Source organism: Zhongshania aliphaticivorans (assembly GCF_902705855.1).
Lineage (GTDB): Bacteria > Pseudomonadota > Gammaproteobacteria > Pseudomonadales > Spongiibacteraceae > Spongiibacter > Spongiibacter aliphaticivorans_B.
Map to the genome: position 1 here is coordinate 328,567 of NZ_CACSIJ010000013.1, position 21,014 is coordinate 349,580.

A 21,014-nucleotide genomic window follows, 5' to 3' on the forward strand; every position below is an offset into this window, starting at 1 on the left:
GGAATGCTGACATGAAGGCGACGCTGAAACGACTGTTCAGTATTGTTGTCTTTGCTATTAGCTTTTCAGCATGTACCACAAGTGGTGGCTCTGCGCCTGTTTCTGATCGTTATAATCCATCTGAAAGTCCACCTTCGTATTATGTCGTCAGTGCCGGAGATACGCTTTTTTCTATTGCGTGGCGTTATGGCTTCAATGTTAAAGGGTTAGCGACCGCTAACAGTTTGGCAGCCCCTTATACCATTTACCCAGGGCAGGCACTGGTACTGCAAGAGAGCACTCGCGCTATTGCGTCCGTATCTAAACCCGCTGCTACCGTGCATAAACCTTCGCGTAGCTCCTCAGGCAAGAGCGTTAAAAATGCTGCTGCGTCGGTTAATGCGCCCAAGCCCGCTGTGAAGCCGTTGCCCAGTGTTTCAAATTCAGCTGGCGTATGGCGCTGGCCGGTAGAGGGCCCTTTAGTGCGGCGCTTTGTTGCCACCGGTCAAGCTCATAAAGGTATTGATATTAAAGGTAAAATGGGTGAGCCTGTACGTGCGTCAAAGGCTGGCGTAGTGGTGTATTCAGGAAGCGGCTTAGTAGGTTATGGAAATTTACTAATTCTTAAACACTCGGATCGCTACTTAAGCGCCTACGGGCACAACAGACGATTACTGGTTAAGGAGGGAGATAGCGTAAAGGCGGGCACGGTTATCGCAGAGCTAGGTGACAGCGGTACCGATTCGCCTAAGGTACATTTTGAAGTTCGTATAGACGGAAAACCGGTTGATCCTTTAAGGCTGCTTCCTCGGCGCTGAACGCCATTACGATCAGGAGATTGTCTAAAGTATCNCCCAAGTCGAGCAATAAAACGAAAATAAGGATTCGACGATGCGGGTATATGAAGAAAGTAATAATTATCGTTCAACTGTAGTTCAAGTTCATGCAGATGAGCATCGTGAGAACGATGAACACAATGCTGAACGTCCTCGTAAACTAGCCAAGCCTATTAGAACAACAGGCTCTCGACGGCAGGGCAGTGATCTCGATGCAACCCAGATGTACTTGAGCGAAATTGGTTTTTCGCCGTTATTAAGTGCAGAGGAAGAGGTCCATTTTGCTCGTCTTGCTCGAAAAGGCGATGAGGCAGGGCGAAAGCGCATGATTGAAAGCAATCTGCGCTTGGTTGTTAAAATTTCCCGACGTTATTTAAACCGTGGTTTGAGTCTTCTTGATTTAGTCGAAGAGGGCAATCTTGGTCTGATTCGCGCGGTAGAGAAGTTTGATCCTGAGCGTGGTTTTCGTTTTTCTACCTATGCTACATGGTGGATTAGGCAGACTATCGAACGGGCGATCATGAACCAAACTCGTACGATCCGCTTACCCATTCATGTGGTGAAAGAGTTAAATAGTTATTTGCGGGCAGAGCGTGAGCTGACTCAAAAACTCGATCACATGCCATCGCCAGAAGAAATGGCTGTCGCGCTAGATCGTCCAGTATCCGAGGCGAAGCGATTATGTGGTCTTAAAGATAGGGTGGCGTCGGTAGATGTGCCGCTTGCACAGGATTCTGATCAGGTTTTACTAGATACCATCGCCGACACTCAGGCCTTGAACCCTAGTGACATACTGCAGAACGAAGATTTATCCAGCAGTATTGATGAGTGGCTAGATGAGCTGAGTGTGAAACAGAGAGAGGTAGTGGTGCGCCGCTTTGGCTTGCGTGGCCATGAGTCGGCAACCTTAGAAGAGGTTGGTCGTGAAATAGGCTTGACTCGCGAGCGAGTTCGGCAAATTCAGGTTGAGGCTTTAAAGAGTATGCGGGTTTTATTTGAAGCGAATGGCTTAAGTGCCGCAGCCTTATTTTCCGAAGACTTTAATTAGGGGTGATATATAGTCGTAAAAAAGCCCGCAAATGCGGGCTTTTTTACGACTATAACTTCATTTTTAGAAGTTTAGCGCTCTAGATACTGTAGTTTATTCGGCTTTCCAGCCCATTCTTCAGCATCGGCAGGGCCATCTTTCATCTCTGTGATATTGGGCCACACTTCTGCGAGCTCTGCATTTAATTCAAGGAATACTTGCTGGTCATCTGGCAGCTCATCTTCCGAGAATATTGCATTTACTGGGCATTCTGGCTCGCACAAGGCGCAGTCAATACACTCATCAGGATGGATAACAAGGAAGTTCGGACCTTCGTAAAAACAGTCTACCGGACAAACCTCAACACAATCTGTATGTTTGCACTTGATGCAATCTTCGCCTACAACAAAAGTCATTTCTGGTCAGCCCCTTTTAATCCTGACTTGGGTGGTAATTCTTTGAGGGGCGTATTGTAACACCAGTGAAAAAAATCGGTATAGCCTTAGTCTTAACAATAATTTAGCTGTCAGTAGCTTTTCCTCATGTTCGAGGTTGTTATTACGCATTAGATGGGGCAGTGCTCTGCTCATAGTGCATGAGATACAACTCCTGTCCGTACTTCTACGAATACACTTAGATGGTGCGTAAAGTTCTACTAGCTAGGGCATATTTAAACTAGATATTTCTCTTCACCCATCCCGTGTCGCCAGTAGCGGGGAAAATAAAAGGGCTTCCTGCATGGCTACTATTCTCGCAGTTGATGATTCGCCTTCTATTCGCCAGCTTGTTGCGATGACCTTAGAGGGCGGCGGTCACACGGTGAAGTTGGCCGAAAATGGTATAGGGGCGCTAGATATTGCAAAGCAGTGCACGGCTGATTTGGTAATTACGGATGTTCATATGCCCAATATGGATGGTATTACTTTGACAAGTGAGTTGCGCGGCATACCGGAGTATCGATACAAGCCGATTTTGATACTAACGACCGAGTCGTCACCGGAGTTTAAGGCGAGAGGTAAGGCCGCTGGTGCTACGGGATGGATTGTAAAACCGTTCGACCCCAGTGCTTTGCTGTCGTTACTAGATAAAGTTTTGTGAGTTGAGGAACTGATATGTCTGACGATATGGATATGAGTGAAATTCATGACATCTTCTATGAGGAAAGTTATGAAGGGCTCGATGTCATGGAGTCTGGGCTGTTGGGGCTCGGCATTGGTCAGCCAGATTTAGAGATTGTTAATAATATCTTCCGTGCAGCCCACTCCATTAAGGGCGGCGCAGCTACTTTCGGCTTTCTGCCGATATCGAAATTTACACATGGCGTCGAAACCTTATTAGACCAAATACGGGCTCAGGAACGCAGTGTAAGCGAAGATGTTATCGAGGTTTTACTTGAGTCCGTAGACAGTATTAGGTGCATGCTGGATATGTTCAAAGCTGGCAATACGCCGGATGAAGCGAGTTCAATTGAGCTTAAGCAGCGTATAGATACTATTTTAGCGCTGCCGTCAGGTGTGGCGATGATTTCTGCAAGTGACGGCGAAGTAAGCGAGCTTGCGGAGACAAAGCAATGGACAATTCAATTTTTTCCCTCAGTTGATATCTTAAAAACAGGGAATGAGCCGCTTCGTATCTTTAACGAATTGCGGGCCTTGGGTGAGCTGAAAATAGTATCCGATATATCCAAATTACCAGACATTCGCAATATGGAGGCGGATAGCTGCTATACACATTGGATTCTAATTTTAGATACCGATGCCGAGCGTAAACGCATTGAAGAAGTGTTTGATTGGGTGAGTGATCAAGCCGACATAATCATCGAGTGCAAAGAGTCTGGCATTGCCAACTCCCAAGCCCAAGCAGCGCCGGTTGCAGCTGCATTGGGCTTACCTAGCAGTGAAGCGGAGTCCGGCGTCACCGCTGGAGTTTCATCCAGCAACGGAAAAAAAACCTCATCTACTAAGGAATCAGGCTCCATTCGAGTAAGTATCGATAAAATTGATGCGCTACTTAATCTTGTGGGTGAGCTGGTCATCACCCAGTCAATGTTGGCGCGTCATGCCGACGGAGCGGTCGCGGGCAACGAGGCACAGGGCTTAAAAGATGGGCTTTTGGTGCTTGAACGTCACACGAGAGAGTTACAAGAGAGCGCCATGCAGATTCGCATGTTGCCGATTGGTGCGAGTTTTAGTCGCTTTAAGCGTCTGGTGCGTGACCTGTCCCAGAAGACAGGTAAAAAAGTCGAATTAAAATTGTCAGGCGAAAATACCGAGCTAGATAAAACTGTATTAGAAAAAATGAGCGATCCACTTGTTCACCTAGTGAGAAACTCATTGGATCACGGTATTGAAAAGCCGGAAGATCGCCTAGCAGCAGGAAAGCCCGAGACCGGCACTCTGCATCTAAGTGCCTACCACGAAGGCGGCAATATCGTTATCCAGGTAGACGACGATGGTGCAGGCCTAAATCGGCAACGGATATTAGCAAAGGCGATCGAGAAAGGTATCGTCAGTCCCTCTGAGCAGCTTTCCGATGATCAAATTAACAACTTAATCTTCCAAGCAGGATTTTCCACCGCCGAAGCCGTCAGCGATCTTTCTGGTCGCGGTGTTGGGATGGATGTTGTGCGGCGTAATATTAATGATCTAGGTGGCCGCATAGAAGTGAGCTCACGAGAAGGGGTGGGTTCACGTTTCAAAATTCGGCTGCCGCTTACCTTGGCGATACTCGACGGCCAATTGGTGAAGTTGGGTAGCGACGTTTATATATTCTCACTCTTATCGATTGTAGAAACGGTGCTTGTGTCGCCGGGTGAAGTCCGAAAAGTGGTTGGCAATGGCAATGTGTATCGCCTGCGGGATGACTATATTCCGGTCGTGCGCCTAAGGGATGCGTTTAAATTGCGTTGCAATGATTCAATCAAGACCTATTTAGAGCGCGATGGCGAGTTGCTTGTGGTGGTTGAAAGCGACGGTCAGCGGATTGGCTTATTTGTCGATGAATTACTCGATCAGCAGCAAGTTGTAATTAAAAGCCTTGAGGAAAACTATAAGCCGGTGGCTGGCCTTGCTGGGGCGACGATTTTGGGTGACGGCAATGTCGCAATGATAATCGATGTACCGAGTTTGATAAAAACATTAGATATCGCAGCAATCACCTCAAAAATTGAAGATTTCGCTGCCTAATATAAAGAGGAGAATACTATGTCTCACGCGGACATTATGGCTGGAAGCAATGCAGAGGCCGACAGCAAGCAATATCTGACTTTTTATCTTAACGGTGAGGAGTATGGTGTAGAGATTTTGCGTGTTCAGGGTATACAGGGCTGGGACACCGTTACTCCTATTCCTCACTCTCCGGAATATATTCTCGGTGTGATGAATTTACGCGGTGCTATTGTTCCCATAATTGACCTGCGCAAGCGCTTTAATATGCCAGATATGGATATTGGTAAGACGACGGTGATCATCGTTGTTAAAACCCACAATGACGACGAATCGCGCACCATTGGTATGGTGACCGATGCTGTATCCGAAGTGTATAGCATTGATGAAAACGCGCTTCAGCCGCTGCCAGATTTTGGCGGTTCGGTAAGTAGTGAGTTTGTGAAGGGCCTGTCTACCATTGAAGATAAAATGCTCATTTTGCTCGACATAGATAGGCTTCTCGATATTCGTGACAAGCTTGCTCCCAACTCCCAATCTAGTGCAGCGTGAGATCTTATGAGTGACGAATTTATTATTTTACTGAATGATCCCGAGCCGGATAAAACCTGTGACAAAGGCGGGGAGAAAGAGGAGTTTACTATACTTCTTGATCCTCCTAAATCATCTGAGAAAGATGATGGCTTTGTTATCTTGCTAGGTGACAACGAAGCGCGGGATACGGATGACAGTAAGGGCAAGCAAAAACTGAGTTTGGGTGAAAAAGCAGGGGTAGACTCAGCTGCAGATTTACACAAAAAATTAGTGGCGGCCTTAGATGGCGGGGAAGATATAGGTATTGATGCCAGTTTAGTTAGCGTGATTGACACCCCGGCTTTGCAATTATTAATTTCGGCTCAGGAAGCTGCGGCGATTGCGGAACAAAAATTTTTAATTCAAAAGCCTAGCAATGCCTTTAAAGAGGCGGCAAGAAACCTAGATTATGAACGAATACTGCGAAGCTCATATAGTGTATGACTTGGTCGTAAGAATGATTCCCTTTAGGCTGCGTTGATAAATGAATTTTACTGTAAGAGGAGCACTATGTCGGGTTTAGTACACTTGACCTTGTGAGGTGAAAAATGTCGGAAAGTCATGATCAACTATTGATAGCTACTTCTTCAGTGCATTTGGCGCGCCTGCAGTTGGCAGATGCCCTGTCTGAGTCTGGAACCGACACAGACGCTATTTTGTGTACGCTTTCTCAAATGCAGAAAGCACTGCAAGCAAACGAGAAGGGTCGATCGCAGCAGTTGTTGAACCATTTGATTAGAGATTTTCAGTACTTGGATCGCTTGAATCAACGAGTAGAACACGTTGTTAATTTTTTAGCAGATATAGAGCGCAGAACAAGTAATACAATAAGTAGTGAAACAGATAAGCAGCTTGCTGTGCCCAACCTAGAATGCAGTACCGAACGCGAACGCACACTTAATCAACGCTTTCGTTCAGCCAATAATGTCACTTTATTCTAATGATATGTGAATCTATTAGGATGTTATTCTTTGACGGCGATTGATGAAATTCATAAACATTGGGACCCTGTCATTGGGGCTTACACCGCACGAGTACTGCCTGGCCAATATTATGTTAGCGCAGGTGGTGACGAGTGTATCGGCACCGTTTTAGGATCATGCGTTGCGGCCTGCGTGCGGGACTCTCGATTAAATATAGGCGGTTTAAATCATTTTATGCTCCCGGGTGACGAAGGGGGTGGCAGTGGCTTATCCCTTAACCGATTTGGTGCGTTTGCGATGGAGAACCTTATCAACGATATTATAAAGTTGGGGGGCAGTAAGACACGCTTGGAAATTAAATTGTTTGGCGGCGGGAAAATCATGCGAGGACTTAGTGATATCGGGCAAAAAAACATCGATTTCGTTAAGTCTTTCCTTAGTTTAGAAGGGTATCAAATTGCTGCTGAAGACTTGGGCGGCGAGTTTTCGAGAAAGATTCTTTATTTTCCCGCAACGGGAAAGGTAAAGGTAAAACGCCTGCGCTCAGTTCACGCAGCAACCGTTGCTCAGCAAGAAGCCAGCTATGAGAGCAAAATGCGTAATAGTGCTGCTGGCAGTATCGAGTTATTTGATTAGTGTCGGCTAATGCTTTTGGCTACTAAGCTAATAGCGCTGTATATCACTCATTAAACAAACTACTTAGAGATTGTATTTCGCTTCGTGCAGAAGCGATCACTTCTTGTATTAATTCAGTATTCAGCCCTAACTCATCATATACCTTGCGGTTTATTGCAGGTGCATCCTCAATGTCATCGGAATCCAGTTCAATCAGCACGGATAGTGAATTGGCGACATGAATGATTTTTGTGAGCATGTGAGTGCCGACCTCGCTAGAGGGTGTGTGATGATGCAGAATACAGTCAATTAAACTATCAGGTAAGCTCCAATCTTTAGCCAAAGCGCCACCTACGTCCGCGTGTGAAAAGCCCAGTAGCCTCGTTTCAATTTCAAATAACTCTTCATGATTGGTGGGCAGCAGTGAAGTTTGCAGGCAAGCAGTAGATTCTTCTGGCAGCTGGCTAAACAGTATGAGTTCGCCAATATCATGTAATAGGCCGCCGGTAAATGCGGTGTCAGGAGCTGAAATAGATAAGGTCTTGGCTAGTATCTTTGCTAATACCGCACAGCTAATACTGTGCTGCCAAAAGTCGGTGATATTCCATAAGTCATTGTGAAGTTTGCTGAAGCTGCGAGCCGCATCAACGGCGGTAACGATTTCACCGACCTGCTTTTGTCCTAATTTAGAGACAGCCTTTGTAATCGAACTGATTTCAATGCCGGTATTGAGTGCGGCGCTATTGCTGGTTCTGATCACCGCTAAGGCAAGGGCCGGATCTAATTCTATTAATCGTACAATATCAGCCATCGTGGACTCGTCGTCATTTATTACCCGCTGTATTTCAAGTGCAGCCTTGGGATAACTGATGAGGATACTCGTTTTAGCAATAATGACATTAACGTCGTTCTGGCTCACGGCTATACCTCGGTCCAATGTGGTGTGACGGTTAGAGCTATGGGTAGTTTAATGATATTAGCGAAAGTGGCGCGACTAATCCTATAGGTAAGATCACTAACTACGACTTTAAGTTGCACTGTGCTGTAATTATCTGGCGGTGATTTTTTATTCTTAATATGGATTATGTTGTAGGGCAAAACTATGAAAATAATGGTCGTGGACGATAGTACTGCAATGCGAAATATGGTGATTCGTACAATTCGTCAAGCGGGTTTTGATACTGGTGACGTCGTGCAGGCTGAGAATGGTCTAGTGGCCCTCGATAAAATCCGCAAAGATATGCCAGATCTTATACTTGCAGATTGGAATATGCCAGAAATGACGGGTATCGAATTGCTGCAAGCCATGAATGATGAAGGTTTAAAAACAAAATTTGGATTTATAACAACAGAGGCTACCGCTGTAATGCGAGAGCAGGCGACGGCTGGGGGGGCTCGATTTCTAATATCTAAACCTTTCTCGGTCGAAAGCTTTGAAAAAGTCCTTGGCGCCGTCATGTAGTCATAGTAGTCCCGCCTGATTTGGAGTTAGTGTGATGAAATACCTTAAGCCATCGGCCGACCATGTGTCTGAAATGTTAGGCATGTTATATGACGGTGATGTCGATCCCGTTGAAGTAAACGATGTTGGTGATGCCGCTTATGCAGCGATATTTGTTAACCCTGAAGGAGAGGTCGTAGCGGCCTGCCTTAGCGATGCTGGTATGACTATATTTTCTGGTGCAGCGCTAAGTATGCTGCCACCAGGCGGTGCCAAAGATATGGTGTCAGACAAAGAGTTTACGAAAAGTGTATTAGATAATTTTTACGAAGTAATGAATATCTGTAGCCGTTTGCTTATGTCGAATAGCACACCACACCTTAAATTGGCAGAGCTTATACCTATGTCGACTGCTGCTCAAAGTTTGGAATCTCTGAGTAATGCGGTATCGATATGCTATGAGTTGGGTGTTCCAAAGTATGGGAAAGGTCGAGTCCAATTTTTTGTTAGCTAAATGTTTAATCATATTTTTGTATTATGTAACGGTATTAGTCTATGAATATGATTAGCAGCAATCCGAACGAAGATTTTCAGTATGGGTATTCTGACAAAGAATTTTCTCGGATTATTGAGCTGGTTAATCAATGGACTGGTATCCATTTAAGCCGCGAGAAGAAGCCACTTACATATAGTCGTTATTCGAAGATAATAAGACGGCGTCGGCTTCAGGGGTTCTCTGATTATATTGCCTTAGTAGAGGCAGGTGATGACGAGGTTACTCGAGAGTTCATTAATTCGATTACTACTAATTTCACAAGTTTCTATCGTGAAGATCATCATTTCACATTCCTTCAAAATTACCTTTTGTCACCAACGAATAAACGCCTTGTGAAAATTTGGTCGGCAGGTTGTTCCACAGGAGAAGAGCCTTATACGATCGCGATGACTATTAAAGAGGCTCAGACGAAAAATGGTGGCGTAGAAGCGCACTTGCTTGCGACTGACTTAGATCGCGATGTACTCGCTAGGGCTGAGGCGGGAGTGTACACCGCTGATCGAATCGAAGGTTTAACGAAAGAGCGAAAGACAAATTTCTTTTTAAAAGGCTGTAGGAATAAGGTAGGTATGGTCCGAGTAAAGCCCGAGGTCCGAAACCTAATTGACTTTGCCCAGTTGAATCTTATGGATAACTGGAGTCTACCGCACAATATGGACATTATTTTTTGTCGTAATGTGATGATTTATTTTAATAAAACGACACAAAAGATGCTCATTGATAAATTTGCGAAGGTTCAAAGTGTTGGCTCTAAGTTGGTGATAGGGCATTCAGAGAATATTGGTGTTGAAAATTCTCAATACAAATTAATTGGTAAGACGATATATGAAAGAGTTTGAGTTCGTATCTTATGTTGTTAAGGGGGCGTAATGACGGCAGCTAAGCGGAAATCTCCAGTGAGAAATGCAGCTGCGGAACTAACAGGTTTACGTTCTGCTTTTGATAAATTCCTAACACCAATCGCGCTATTGGATTCAGAGTTTTTCGTCGTTTATGCGAATTCTGAAGCTGTTAGCTTAGGAGCTGAGTTAGGACGTGTGCTTGACGGTGGAAGTACAGAACGAATTATCTTTGATAAGCGCAAAGAGGCTGAAGCAGCAAAGTCTGATCACAGCCCATTATCTGAAGCGGATGCGTTTCCAAACACTCGCTATCTTACTAATGATGGTAGGTATTACGTGTTAACACTGTCTACGTACTCTGGTGCGAATGGCCATTCCGGCTATATTGCTGAGTGGGCTGATGAGACAAAGAAGGTTTGCGCCGAAATGGATGCAGGCCATTTGCAGGGCGTTTTAGATAAGGCAACAACTGCAATTCTATTACTGGATTTAGATTTTAATGTCACTTATGCCAATCCGGCAATTGCAAAATTATTTGCTGATAAAGAATCTGAGATAAAGTCTAGCTACCCAAGCTTCAATGTCGATCAATTAAATCAAGGGCAGTGCATAATTTTAAATGCCTTAAGCGATCAGCAGCGAGCCTTGATATCAGATGTTGATAATTTACCTCTCGCAATAGATTTAGTTGTAGGCGAGCTTGTATTTAGTCTTAATGTGACGGCGCAGTTAGACTCGCGCGGTAGTCATCGGGGCTATACCTTTGAATGGAGTGATACGACAGCACAGCGCCTTGAACAGCTAGAAGTTGCAAGAATGAAGGCGGGTGTTGATGGGGCAGAGGCAAATTTGATGATGTGTGATTCTGATTTGCGCATCACTTATGCAAACCCCGCCGTTGTCGCGATGTTTAAATATCGCGAGGATATCTTACGTCGTCATTTTCCCGCGTTTGACGTTAATAACCTAGTTGGCCAGTCTATTGACCAATTCCACAAAAATCCCAGTCATCAGCGTCATATTTTATCGAATATAGCCGCATTGCCAGCGAAAGCGGAGATCAAGCTTGGTGATTTAGAGTTTGAAGTAAATGCGACGGCGGTGCTCGATGCAGATGGCTGCTATATGGGAAATATGGTGGAGTGGAAGGATATAACCGAGCAAAAAGATGCCGAACGAAAAATTGCCGATATTATTTCCGCTGCGGTTGATGGTCGGCTAGATCAACGGCTTGATAGCGATAAGTACGAAGGATTTATGAAACGGCTTAGTCAGGCCGTAAACGGTTTGATGGATGCCATTGTTGCTGAACAAAATTTTGCAGAAGAGCAGATCAAGCAACTTATTAATGGTGCCATTGCCGGAGATTTGGCTAAACGTATAGATAATGCAAATACCTCTGGTTTTCTTCATCGAGTTTCAGATGGCTTAAATTCTCTGATGGACGCAATTGCTAACCCTTTAGAAGAAAGTGTGCGAGTGATGTCGAGCTTAGCCGAAGGGGATTTGTCAGAGGTCATGAGCGGCGAGTATCAGGGTCAGTTTGAAACAATGCAGAATGCTGTGAATACCTCGATTACTAATTTGCGCGGCATGGTTGATCAGATACGAGATGCAGCGACAAGTATTCGCAATTCTTCATCAGAGATTGCCCAGGGTAATCTCGATTTGTCGAATCGAACTGAAAATCAGGCCGCTTCATTGGAGAAAACGTCAGCAAGCGTGGTTCAGTTTACTGCGACGGTTAAGCAAAATGCTGACAATGCAGCTAAGGCAAATAATCTAGCCAGTAGCGCCCGTAGTGAGGCGGAGTTAGGCGGCAAAGTTGTCGGTGAGGCGGTTAGTGCGATGCGCGAAATTAATGCCTCGTCTAAGCGTATAGCAGACATTATTGGTGTAATTGATGAAATTGCTTTTCAGACAAATTTGCTTGCATTGAATGCTGCGGTGGAAGCCGCGAGAGCGGGTGAGCAGGGTCGAGGTTTTGCGGTTGTTGCATCTGAGGTTAGGAACTTGGCGCAGCGCAGTGCCGAGGCGGCTAAAGAAATTAAGGTGTTGATTAAAGATAGTGTTAGTAAAGTTTCCGAAGGCTCCAAACTCATAGATGAGTCCGGTACACGTTTAGATGGGATTATGTCTAGTGTAAATCGGGTGTCCGATATTATCGGTGAGATTGCGATGTCGAGTCAGGAGCAATCGTTGGATATCGAGCAAGTTAGTAAAGCCGTCCGCGATATGGACCGTGTGACTCAGGAAAATGCAGCTTTAGTCGAGCAGGCTGCGGCAGCAAGTCAATCGATGGACGATCAATCTCAAGTATTAACGCAGCGGATTACGTTTTTTAAAACTGAGGGTGACAAGCAAGCCTTGCATAGTCGTCGTACTCCGCAGCGAGGTCGAGTGCGGGAATCTGGAGATGCATTAACGCGTCCAGTTTCTACACGACGTCCTTCCGCAGCCAGACCTATTACGCGACATAAAGCAGAAATAGCTGATGAAAAAAGAGCGCCGATAATTCGGACGGGGCCAGCCAGTGCACCATCACCTACTGCACGGCCGCGGCCAGAACGGGCGATGGGTAGACAGGTTCCGTTATCGCGTCCTACCTCTACTGTGTTACCCACAAAGTCGGCGACTGTGGCACGGCCTAGGCCCGAACGAGAAGAAAAAGTAGGCGCTTCGGTAGCGGTCAAATCATCCATTTCACGTAGTTCCGCCTCTGGCTTGTCTGAGGCTGTCGCGATGGGTTCTAGCGCGGTTAAGCTCGTTCCTGCGTCGTCTCAAGATGAAGATGACTGGATCGAATTCTAGCCTAGGGGTATTGATGTCTGGAGTATCACTTACATTGGTATTTACAGAATGATGATAGAAAATAATATTATTCGCGTTGTGGTTGTTGATGACTCGGCGCTAATGAGACGAGTATTATCTGATATTCTTAATAGCGATACAAATATTAAGGTGGTAGCGACAGCAAGAGATCCATTTGACGCCCGCGAAAAAATTAAATTACATAATCCCGACGTAATTACACTTGATGTCGAAATGCCGCGTATGGATGGCTTGCAATTTTTAAAAAACTTGATGCGCTTGCGTCCGATGCCCGTTGTCATGGTGTCTTCTTTAACGACGCGACACGCCAGTGTTACCTTAGAAGCAATACAGATGGGTGCTTTTGATTTTGTCGCCAAACCAGAAATTGATATTGCGAGGGGACTCGCTGATTCCGGTCGGGATATCATCGAAAAAGTTAAAGCGGCTGCCCAGGCAAACGTCACCCATTTAGCTACTTTGGCCCAGGCACGAATTCCGCTTGCGACGCCCAAGATTAGTAGTTATCGAACAACGGATCAGCTCATAGCGATTGGTGCGTCTACCGGAGGTACCGAGGCAATACGCGTGGTCTTGCAAGGTATGCCAGCAGACTCTCCGGGTATTGTCATCGTTCAGCATATTCCAGGCATGTTCAGTAGCTCATTCGCAGAGCGCTTAAACTCCCTGTGCGGCGTCACTGTAAAGGAGGCTGAGGATGGCGATAGAATTTTAAGTGGTCACGCTTATATTGCGCCGGGAGAAAAGCATCTCAGTGTCGTGCGTGACGGTGCTCAGTATCGTTGTCGGGTGTCTGATGAAGACCCTGTCAATCGACATCGCCCTTCGGTAGATGTGTTATTTCATTCTGTAGCGAAGGCGGCGGGGAGAAACGCGACCGGTGTTATATTAACTGGTATGGGGAAAGATGGGGCGATTGGTATGAAGGCGATGCATGATAAAGGTGCATACACTATTGCCCAGTCTGAGCGGTCATCGGTGGTGTGGGGTATGCCTGGTTCTGCCGTGCGTTTAGAGGCCGTTGATCGTGTAGTGGAGCTTGTTGATATAGCCGAATTGCTCGCAAACAGTACAGCTCACGCCTAAGTTTTTTGTTTAATTGTAGTGCCTCAACTATCTATCTTGTTTTTTTGAGCGAACTGTTGTGCTCAATCTCGCATAGCCTCACGCCTGCCTGACTTAACAATATTAATTGCCTTTTCTAGCGCGGTGTCTATACCGCGCAGTGCGGATTGATACTCCTCTGGGGAGAGGTTAATGCGCATATCCATTGTGCTTTTAACATACTGGGGCCTAAGTTGATTTAAAGTTAGGCAGATTACATCTTGAAGGTGTTCATCGCTCATGGACTTTTCTAGTTGTCTTTTAGTTATCGCATCTTCTAATAATATTTCGGAAAAATTGGTGATTCTGTCAGATATAAGCACGGTGAGTCCCTATAAAAATACCTTATTTTCTTGACGGTACGCTGCCTAGTGCGTGCATAAAATAAGGGCTTACCGAAGAGGCGTTATTTAAACGCTAAATTTTTTAAAGAAGTGTATTTCTAGAAATGTAAATGGATGTTGCTTGATGTGGCTTTTAATATCTAATACCGCTTATGCGTATTTTCCACAGTTTCATATATTGCGCTGACATGCAAAATAGGAAGTCAATAATTCTGTCACTTGCGTCGTTAACGCAATGGCCTGTCCCCGTCCGAAAGGCGAGCAAGGAGTTTTAAATGGCGACCAGAGCTAAGAGCGCAACCTCAACTGCAAAGAGCCGGGCGGTAAGTGCGGCGCCAACGAGGGCTAGAAGCGCCAACACCGTTGAGTGTAGCCAAATACTTAAAGCAATAGGTGAGTCGCAGGCGATAATTGAATTTAATTTAGATGGCACGATACTCACCGCAAATCAAAATTTTCTAGATGTTATGAAGTATGGGGAATCCGAATTAAAAGGACTTCACCACCGTATTTTCGTATCCGAAGAATATGCTGGCTCGTCAAAATATATGGATTTTTGGGAATCACTAGCTCGCGGTGAGTCTCAGTCGGGGGAGTTTGAGCGGTTTGATAAAAGTGGCAATGTAGTCTGGATTCAAGCGTCGTATAACCCCGTTTTTAATAAAGCGGGAAAACCTGTCCGCGTAATCAAAGTGGCCAGCGATATTACTCAGAATAAACTACTTAATGCCGATTTTGAGGGGCAAATTCGCGCGATTGGAAAAAACCAAGCGGTGATTCATTTCAGCCCCGATGGCAAAATTCTCCATGCTAATGATAATTTTGTTAATGCATTGGGTTATTCTCTAGATGAAATTCGTGGCAATCATCACTCCATGTTTGTGCCTTTAGACGAGCGATCTTCTGAGTTGTATCGACTTTTTTGGCAGCAGTTAGCTGAAGGCCAAGCGCATGTGGGTGAATTCAGGCNAATTAAAAAGGATGGTTCGGATATCTGGATTCAGGCATCGTATACACCGATAAAAGATTTATCTGGCCGCGTTATTAAAGTGGTTAAATACGCTAGCGATATAACCGAACAGAAACTTGCTAACGCAGATTTTAAAGGCCAGATAGATGGGATTAGCGCAACGCAAGCGGTGATATCGTTTAAGCCCGATGGCACTATTTTACATGCCAATAATAATTTTCTTTCCGCCTTGGGTTACAAGCTCGAGGAAGTACAAAATCAGCATCACCGTATGTTTGTTGATCTTAGCTACGGACGCTCAGCCGAGTATGACGCCTTTTGGGATCGCTTAGCGCATGGCGAGGCGCAAATTGGTGAGTTTCGGCGAATCCGCAAAGACGGAAAAGATATCTGGATTCAAGCCTCGTACACTCCTATTAAAGATATGAGTGGTAAGGTATTCAAGGTGGTTAAATACGCTACAGATGTTACGGAACAGAAATTACGTAATGCAGATTTCGAAGGGCAGATTGCAGGTATTCGGTCTTCGCAAGCAGTTATCCAGTTTGAAGTTGATGGCACAATTATAGAGGCAAATGATAATTTCCTTAATGCTCTGCAATATCGCCGTGAAGAAATTGAGGGGCAGCATCATAGTAAATTTGTCGATCCTCAATATGCACAGTCGCCAGAGTATCGCGATTTTTGGGTGGCCCTTGCTCGAGGCGAAGCACAGGTCGGCGAGTTTAGACGAATTAAACGTGATGGCTCAGACATTTGGATTCAGGCTTCGTATACGCCAGTAAAGGACGCTAACGGCCGAGTATTCAAAGTCGTTAAGTACGCCAGCGATATTACTGAGCAGAAGCAGACCGTTGTTGAGGTGGGTAAACTAATTGACGCCGCGAAGCGTGGCGAGCTAGATGATCGTGCGTCGGTGGAGGGCACTAGCGGCGACAGTCGCATTTTGCGAGAAAATATTAATGCGATGCTCGACGCGATTACCGCTCCCATAAATGAAGTAGCTGAGGTAATGCAGGCGGTAGCAGAAAAGGATTTAACCTACTACGTTCAAGGCGAGTACCACGGTAAATTTGAGGAGCTTCAAAATAATACTAATTCGGCAATCGGCCAGTTAGCTGATTTTATGGCGCTTGTTATGAACTCGTCGGGCGAGGTGTCGTCAGCGTCAGCGCTGATAGCCTCTAGTAGTCATTCAGTGGCGACCGGCGCGGCACAACAGGCGAGCGCCTTAGAAGAAACCGGCGCGTCCTTAGAGCAAATTTCGGCGCAGACCAAACAGAATGCAGAGAACACGAAAACCGCGAAGGGGCTTGCAGAGTCTACTCAAGGAATGGCGCAAAACGGTAGTGAAACCGTAGATCGCATGGTTGGTGCGATGGATAAAATTAAAGCGGCGGCGGTCAATACCAGCGCCATTATTGGTGATATCAATGAGATCGCTTTTCAAACGAATTTGTTGGCGCTTAATGCAGCGGTTGAAGCGGCTAGAGCTGGAGAAGCGGGACGGAGTTTTGCGGTGGTAGCTGAAGAGGTAAGAAACCTTGCTTTACGGGCGAAGGTAGCAGCTACTAAAACTGAAAAGTTAATCGCAGAGTCAACAGAGATGGCAGAAGAAGGAAGCTCGCTGTCTAAAGATGTGAGTGTAAAGCTTGCCGATATAATCGCTGCGATTGATAAAGTGACAAGTATCGTTGCTGAGATTTCTTTGGCCAGTGATGAGCAGGCCTTGGGGATTCAGCAGGTTAATTCCGCGATGGGTGAAATGGATCGCGTAGTACAAACTTCTGCCGCTAATGCCGAGGAGTCATCTAGCGCAGCAGAACAGCTTTCTGCTCAAGCTAAAGAACTTAATGCAATGGTTGAGGAGTTTAGAATCGAGCAAGGTTTAGAACACGAACCCGTAAGTAGCCAGTATGGTGTTCGAGGTGTTGCTTAAGTTTAGGTGTTATTCATTTTAAAGCGAGTATACGCAGTTCAATATGGCGGCGTCTAAATATGATGTTTAGGCGCCGCCGAGAATCTTTTTATTTGTTTTTATAGTTTGTGATACGAAAAATTGTATGCGTCCACCTTTTTTCTCTTAATTAAGTTAGCTTAGCCTTTAGGATATAGAGTAACTCTTGCGCCTGTCTTGGACTTAAGCTGTCAGGATCAATTTTTTCTAATGCCTCAATGACGGGGTGCTCCTCAGGCGGTGCGGCAAATAAATCGGTTTGTGGTCCTGCGGTAATTATTTGCCCGTGGGCGATAGCTTGATTTTCTAATTGCTGCAATTTGGTCTTTGCAGCACTGACGACATTGGGGGGAATCCCCGCTAATTTTGCTACTTGTAAACCGTAACTGCGATTAGCAGGCCCCTCTTCTACACGATGTAAAAACACGATGTGGTCGTTGTGCTCGGTAACACCAAGATGGACGTTGGCCGCCTTGGGGTAGCTTTCTGGTAGAACGGTGAGTTCGAAGTAGTGGGTCGCGAATAGGGTGAAACCCTGTACGCGATCAGCGAGATCAATGGCGCAGGCCCAGGCTAAGGACAGGCCGTCGAAGGTGCTCGTTCCACGCCCAATTTCATCCATGAGAATGAGGCTTTTGTCGGTGGCGTTATGGAGAATGTTGGCCGTTTCGGTCATTTCTACCATGAAGGTAGAGCGGCCACCGGCAAGATCATCAGATGACCCAATCCGAGTAAATATTTGGTCAACCAAGCTTAGTTTAACCGCTTGAGCCGGTACGAAACTGCCGATATGGGCCAACAGAACAATCAGTGCGGTTTGGCGCATATAGGTCGATTTACCGCCCATATTTGGGCCGGTGATGATCAGTGTTCGACGGTCTTGTGCTAGCTTTAGGTCGTTGGCTATAAAGGGGTCGTCGAGCACGCTTTCGACAACAGGGTGGCGGCCTTGGGTAATATCGAGCATGGGCTGATCACAAAACTCTGGTTGGCACAGCTCTAGCTGTACTGCGCGTTCAGCTAAATTTGTAATCACGTCTAGCTCACAAAGCGCTTGCGATGATATTTGTAGCGTGCTGAGTTCGTCGTTTAAGGCATCTAATAGCGACTCATAGAGATACTTTTCCCGTGCTAATGCGCGGCTTTTACTACTTAGTGCTTTGTCTTCAAAGGTTTTTAATTCTGGCGTAATAAAGCGTTCGGCATTTTTTAAGGTTTGTCTGCGAATATACTCGACGGGGGCTTGTGCCGCTTGCAGCTTACTGATTTCTATATAGTAGCCGTGAACGCGATTGTATCCGACCTTCAAGGTACTTAGGCCTGTTTTTTCTCGCTCGCGGCGCTCCATAGCTAATAGGAATTCGCCGGCATCACTACTGAGGCTGCGTAGCTCGTCTAATTCACTGTCGTAGCCTTGGGCGATAACACCGCCGTCCCTAAGTACCATCGGAGGGTTTTCTGCTACTGCGCGGGCGAGTAAATCATCTAGTGCCGGAAACTCGCTAATTTCGTTTCGTAGGTTCAGCAGATAAGGTATGTCTAAAGGTTTTAGTTGGCTTTGTAATAGCGGCAACGTTGCTAATGAGCGTTGTAGGCGTGATAAATCTCTAGGTCGTGCCGAGCGCAGTGCGACTCGAGAGAGTATTCTCTCTAGATCGCCAATTTGCTTGAGTGTGTCGCGAACCGTTTCAAACTGATAATTTTCGATTAAGCCAATAATGCCGCTTTGACGTGCTTTAAGCGTAGATTGATTGCGCAGGGGGCGATGTAGCCAACGTCGTAGCAAACGGCTTCCCATTGCGGTTTGGCAGCGATCAAATACCGAGGCGAGGGTGTTCTCGGTGCCGCCACCTAGGTTTAAATCCAGCTCTAAATTCCGGCGGGTTGCGGCATCCATCGCAACGGCGTCGTCACGAGACTCATGCTTTAGCTGGCGAATATGGGGCAGGGCAGTTCGCTGGGTATCTTTTACGTACTGCAATAAACAGCCCGCAGCGCCGATGCCTAGGCTTAAGGTGTCGCAGCCAAAGCCGGCTAGATCTTGAACGCCAAAATGCTGGCATAACCCGCGAGTGGCGGCGTCTATGTCAAACTCCCAAGGTGGCACACGGCGCAAGCCGGGAAGCTTTGGCATATCCTCAATCATGAGGTCTTCGGACATCAATAATTCAGCGGGGCGTAAGCGCTGTAATTCGCCGATAAACGCGGCGTGGTTCGGCACTTCTAATACTTGAAAGCGGCCGCTACTCATATCAAGCACCGCGATGCCGATGTGCTGGCCAAGGCCACAGGCAGCAAGTAATAGGGCGTCTTTACGCTCATCTAATAAGGCTTCGTCGCTAATCGTACCTGGGGTAACAATTCTAGCAACGGCGCGCTCTACAGGGCCTTTACTTGTCGCTGGGTCACCGATTTGCTCGCAAATAGCCACCGACCAGCCACCCTTCACGAGTTTGGCTAAATAGCCCTCTACGGCGTGATAGGGTACACCGCACATCGGAATCGGATTGCCGCCAGATTTGCCTCGCGCGGTTAGGGTAATGTCTAGCAGTTCCGATGCGCGTTTGGCGTCGTCAAAGAAAAGCTCGTAAAAATCCCCCATGCGATAAAAGACAATTTCATGCGGATGCTCAGCTTTAATCTTTAAATACTGCTGCATCATTGGTGTATGGCTAGAATGGTCTGAACTGCTGGTGTTTACGTCGATTGCCATAGTGATAGGGAAGGCCTTATTTTGTAGCGTACTTAGCGATAGATAATAGCTTGCCGAGCGGCTTCTTAGCTGGATCTCGGTACTTCTATCGCGATATTGTATTTGTGTATGAGCTTAAAAGCGCAAGAATAACAAACCACGTGCAAAACCACTATTCACCGACTGCGTGAATAGGGGGCTTTAATTATTATTCGCACTACGCCAAGGTCTTTGCGCAATAAAAATAGTATGCCGACTCCCTTTGCCGACGCGGGCGCGAACAGTGTGGATTGAAACTTTAAAGCGCGCTTTTTTAAGGCGGATCGTGAACATGCTGTCGGCGCCTGCCGACCAAATAGCGAGTATGCCTTCGGGCTTAAGCGCATTAAAAATGGTTTCTAAGCCTATCTGGGAATACAGCCAGTTATTATCTGCGTGGGTAAGCCCTTCAGGGCCATTATCTACATCAAGTAAGACCGCGTCGTATTTCTCTTGTTGGGGTTCCAGTAATTCCGCAACATCGCCCAAATACACCTCGGTACGTGGGTCCTGTAAAGGGTTCTTGGCGCACTCACCCAAAGGGCCTTTGTTCCATTCAATAACATCAGGAATGAGCTCGGCTACCGTTACCTTGGCGGTGCTAGACACTGATTGCAAAGAGGCTGCCAAGGTATAGCCCATCCCCATGCCGCCGACCAGCACGTGGGCGTCAGCTTTGTCTTTTAGTGCTGTACAACCGAGCTCAGCCAGTACCTGCTCAGAATTATAGACACGACTATTCATAAGCTCCCCGCGCACGCCGGACAGCCGAATCGAGAACTCCTCGCCACGTTGCGATAATTGCAGTTCGCCGCCGTTGTTGGGTATTTGCGCAGTGCCGAGCTTTTTCCAAGGAATCATAGTGGTTCTGTCTAATCGCTATATAGTGTGGGTAATTTTGGACGCGAACTTTAGCACAGTTCTTTGCTCAGCTATTATCCTAGACTTTGAGCATAACAACTGCGCTTGCCAATTCTGCGATTTACAATAGTGAACTCGGCAGCTGCCAGTGTCGCCCTATTACGCGCCATCCTTGGTGCTACCGGCAATTGCACTGGTTCTTACCTGCCGTCGCTTCGCTAGAGGCGGTATGCTTAGGTCGTCTTAATTTATTGATGCC

The 21,014-nt window shown here is 46.3% G+C and carries 19 protein-coding genes; 14 read left to right on the plus strand and 5 right to left on the minus strand.

The window, feature by feature from the left end; translation table 11 throughout:
- Window positions 1-11: 11 nt before the first annotated feature.
- A complete protein-coding gene (locus GVJ32_RS11140; RefSeq protein WP_159240130.1) occupies window positions 12-797 on the plus strand; it encodes a peptidoglycan DD-metalloendopeptidase family protein in 786 nt (261 codons plus the stop codon).
- Window positions 798-870: 73 nt separating this feature from the next.
- Window positions 871-1,863: an RNA polymerase sigma factor RpoS gene (gene rpoS / locus GVJ32_RS11145; RefSeq protein WP_159240131.1), complete on the plus strand. Its 993-nt coding sequence runs from the start codon at window positions 871-873 to the stop codon at window positions 1,861-1,863.
- Window positions 1,864-1,934: 71 nt separating this feature from the next.
- Here rpoS and fdxA read toward each other — a convergent pair whose 3' ends face one another.
- A complete protein-coding gene (gene fdxA, locus GVJ32_RS11150) occupies window positions 1,935-2,258 on the minus strand; it encodes a ferredoxin FdxA (RefSeq protein ID WP_159240132.1) in 324 nt (107 codons plus the stop codon).
- A 322-nt stretch (window positions 2,259-2,580) separates the two neighbouring features.
- On the opposite strand from fdxA, the gene GVJ32_RS11155 reads away from it, so the two are divergent.
- The 6 genes from GVJ32_RS11155 (at window position 2,581) to GVJ32_RS11180 (ending at window position 7,138) form a co-directional block, all read left to right on the plus strand.
- Window positions 2,581-2,940, plus strand: a complete 360-nt coding sequence (locus GVJ32_RS11155; RefSeq protein WP_159240133.1) for a response regulator — start codon at window positions 2,581-2,583, stop codon at window positions 2,938-2,940.
- A gap of 14 nt (window positions 2,941-2,954) precedes the next feature.
- Window positions 2,955-5,027: a chemotaxis protein CheA gene (locus GVJ32_RS11160; RefSeq protein WP_200841405.1), complete on the plus strand. Its 2,073-nt coding sequence runs from the start codon at window positions 2,955-2,957 to the stop codon at window positions 5,025-5,027.
- A gap of 18 nt (window positions 5,028-5,045) precedes the next feature.
- Window positions 5,046-5,558: a chemotaxis protein CheW gene (locus GVJ32_RS11165; RefSeq protein ID WP_159240134.1), complete on the plus strand. Its 513-nt coding sequence runs from the start codon at window positions 5,046-5,048 to the stop codon at window positions 5,556-5,558.
- A 6-nt stretch (window positions 5,559-5,564) separates the two neighbouring features.
- Window positions 5,565-6,023 carry an STAS domain-containing protein gene (locus GVJ32_RS11170; protein WP_159240135.1) on the plus strand — a complete coding sequence of 153 codons (459 nt, stop codon included), beginning with the start codon at window positions 5,565-5,567 and terminating at the stop codon, window positions 6,021-6,023.
- Window positions 6,024-6,127: 104 nt separating this feature from the next.
- Window positions 6,128-6,520, plus strand: coding sequence for a hypothetical protein (locus GVJ32_RS11175; RefSeq protein WP_159240136.1), 393 nt, complete (start codon window positions 6,128-6,130; stop codon window positions 6,518-6,520).
- Between the two features lie 30 nt (window positions 6,521-6,550).
- Window positions 6,551-7,138: a chemoreceptor glutamine deamidase CheD gene (locus GVJ32_RS11180; protein ID WP_159240137.1), complete on the plus strand. Its 588-nt coding sequence runs from the start codon at window positions 6,551-6,553 to the stop codon at window positions 7,136-7,138.
- A 43-nt stretch (window positions 7,139-7,181) separates the two neighbouring features.
- Here GVJ32_RS11180 and GVJ32_RS11185 read toward each other — a convergent pair whose 3' ends face one another.
- Window positions 7,182-8,036, minus strand: a complete 855-nt coding sequence (locus GVJ32_RS11185; protein ID WP_159240138.1) for an HDOD domain-containing protein — start codon at window positions 8,034-8,036, stop codon at window positions 7,182-7,184.
- 183 nt (window positions 8,037-8,219) lie between these two features.
- Here GVJ32_RS11185 and GVJ32_RS11190 point away from each other — a divergent pair, with 183 nt between their 5' ends.
- The 5 genes from GVJ32_RS11190 to GVJ32_RS11210 are packed head-to-tail and all read left to right on the plus strand — an operon-like array spanning window position 8,220 to window position 13,874.
- Window positions 8,220-8,579, plus strand: a complete 360-nt coding sequence (locus GVJ32_RS11190) for a response regulator (RefSeq protein ID WP_123182284.1) — start codon at window positions 8,220-8,222, stop codon at window positions 8,577-8,579.
- A 34-nt stretch (window positions 8,580-8,613) separates the two neighbouring features.
- Window positions 8,614-9,072, plus strand: a complete 459-nt coding sequence (locus tag GVJ32_RS11195) for a hypothetical protein (protein WP_159240139.1) — start codon at window positions 8,614-8,616, stop codon at window positions 9,070-9,072.
- Between the two features lie 41 nt (window positions 9,073-9,113).
- Window positions 9,114-9,953 carry a CheR family methyltransferase gene (locus GVJ32_RS11200; RefSeq protein ID WP_159240140.1) on the plus strand — a complete coding sequence of 280 codons (840 nt, stop codon included), beginning with the start codon at window positions 9,114-9,116 and terminating at the stop codon, window positions 9,951-9,953.
- 30 nt (window positions 9,954-9,983) lie between these two features.
- Window positions 9,984-12,767, plus strand: a complete 2,784-nt coding sequence (locus tag GVJ32_RS11205) for a methyl-accepting chemotaxis protein (protein WP_159240141.1) — start codon at window positions 9,984-9,986, stop codon at window positions 12,765-12,767.
- 48 nt (window positions 12,768-12,815) lie between these two features.
- Window positions 12,816-13,874 carry a protein-glutamate methylesterase/protein-glutamine glutaminase gene (locus GVJ32_RS11210; RefSeq protein WP_286187614.1) on the plus strand — a complete coding sequence of 353 codons (1,059 nt, stop codon included), beginning with the start codon at window positions 12,816-12,818 and terminating at the stop codon, window positions 13,872-13,874.
- Between the two features lie 62 nt (window positions 13,875-13,936).
- Here GVJ32_RS11210 and GVJ32_RS11215 read toward each other — a convergent pair whose 3' ends face one another.
- On the minus strand, window positions 13,937-14,215 hold the full coding sequence (locus tag GVJ32_RS11215) for a late competence development ComFB family protein (protein ID WP_159240142.1): 279 nt from the start codon (window positions 14,213-14,215) through the stop codon (window positions 13,937-13,939).
- Between the two features lie 296 nt (window positions 14,216-14,511).
- Here GVJ32_RS11215 and GVJ32_RS11220 point away from each other — a divergent pair, with 296 nt between their 5' ends.
- On the plus strand, window positions 14,512-17,145 hold the full coding sequence (locus GVJ32_RS11220) for a methyl-accepting chemotaxis protein (RefSeq protein WP_159240143.1): 2,634 nt from the start codon (window positions 14,512-14,514) through the stop codon (window positions 17,143-17,145).
- A gap of 148 nt (window positions 17,146-17,293) precedes the next feature.
- Here the strand turns inward: GVJ32_RS11220 and mutS are convergent, their stop codons facing one another.
- Both mutS and GVJ32_RS11230 read right to left on the minus strand, forming a co-directional pair.
- Window positions 17,294-19,876 carry a DNA mismatch repair protein MutS gene (gene mutS / locus GVJ32_RS11225; protein ID WP_159240144.1) on the minus strand — a complete coding sequence of 861 codons (2,583 nt, stop codon included), beginning with the start codon at window positions 19,874-19,876 and terminating at the stop codon, window positions 17,294-17,296.
- Between the two features lie 180 nt (window positions 19,877-20,056).
- Window positions 20,057-20,755 (minus strand): hypothetical protein, encoded by a 699-nt coding sequence (locus GVJ32_RS11230; protein WP_159240145.1) that lies wholly within the window; start codon window positions 20,753-20,755, stop codon window positions 20,057-20,059.
- Window positions 20,756-21,014 lie beyond the last annotated feature (259 nt).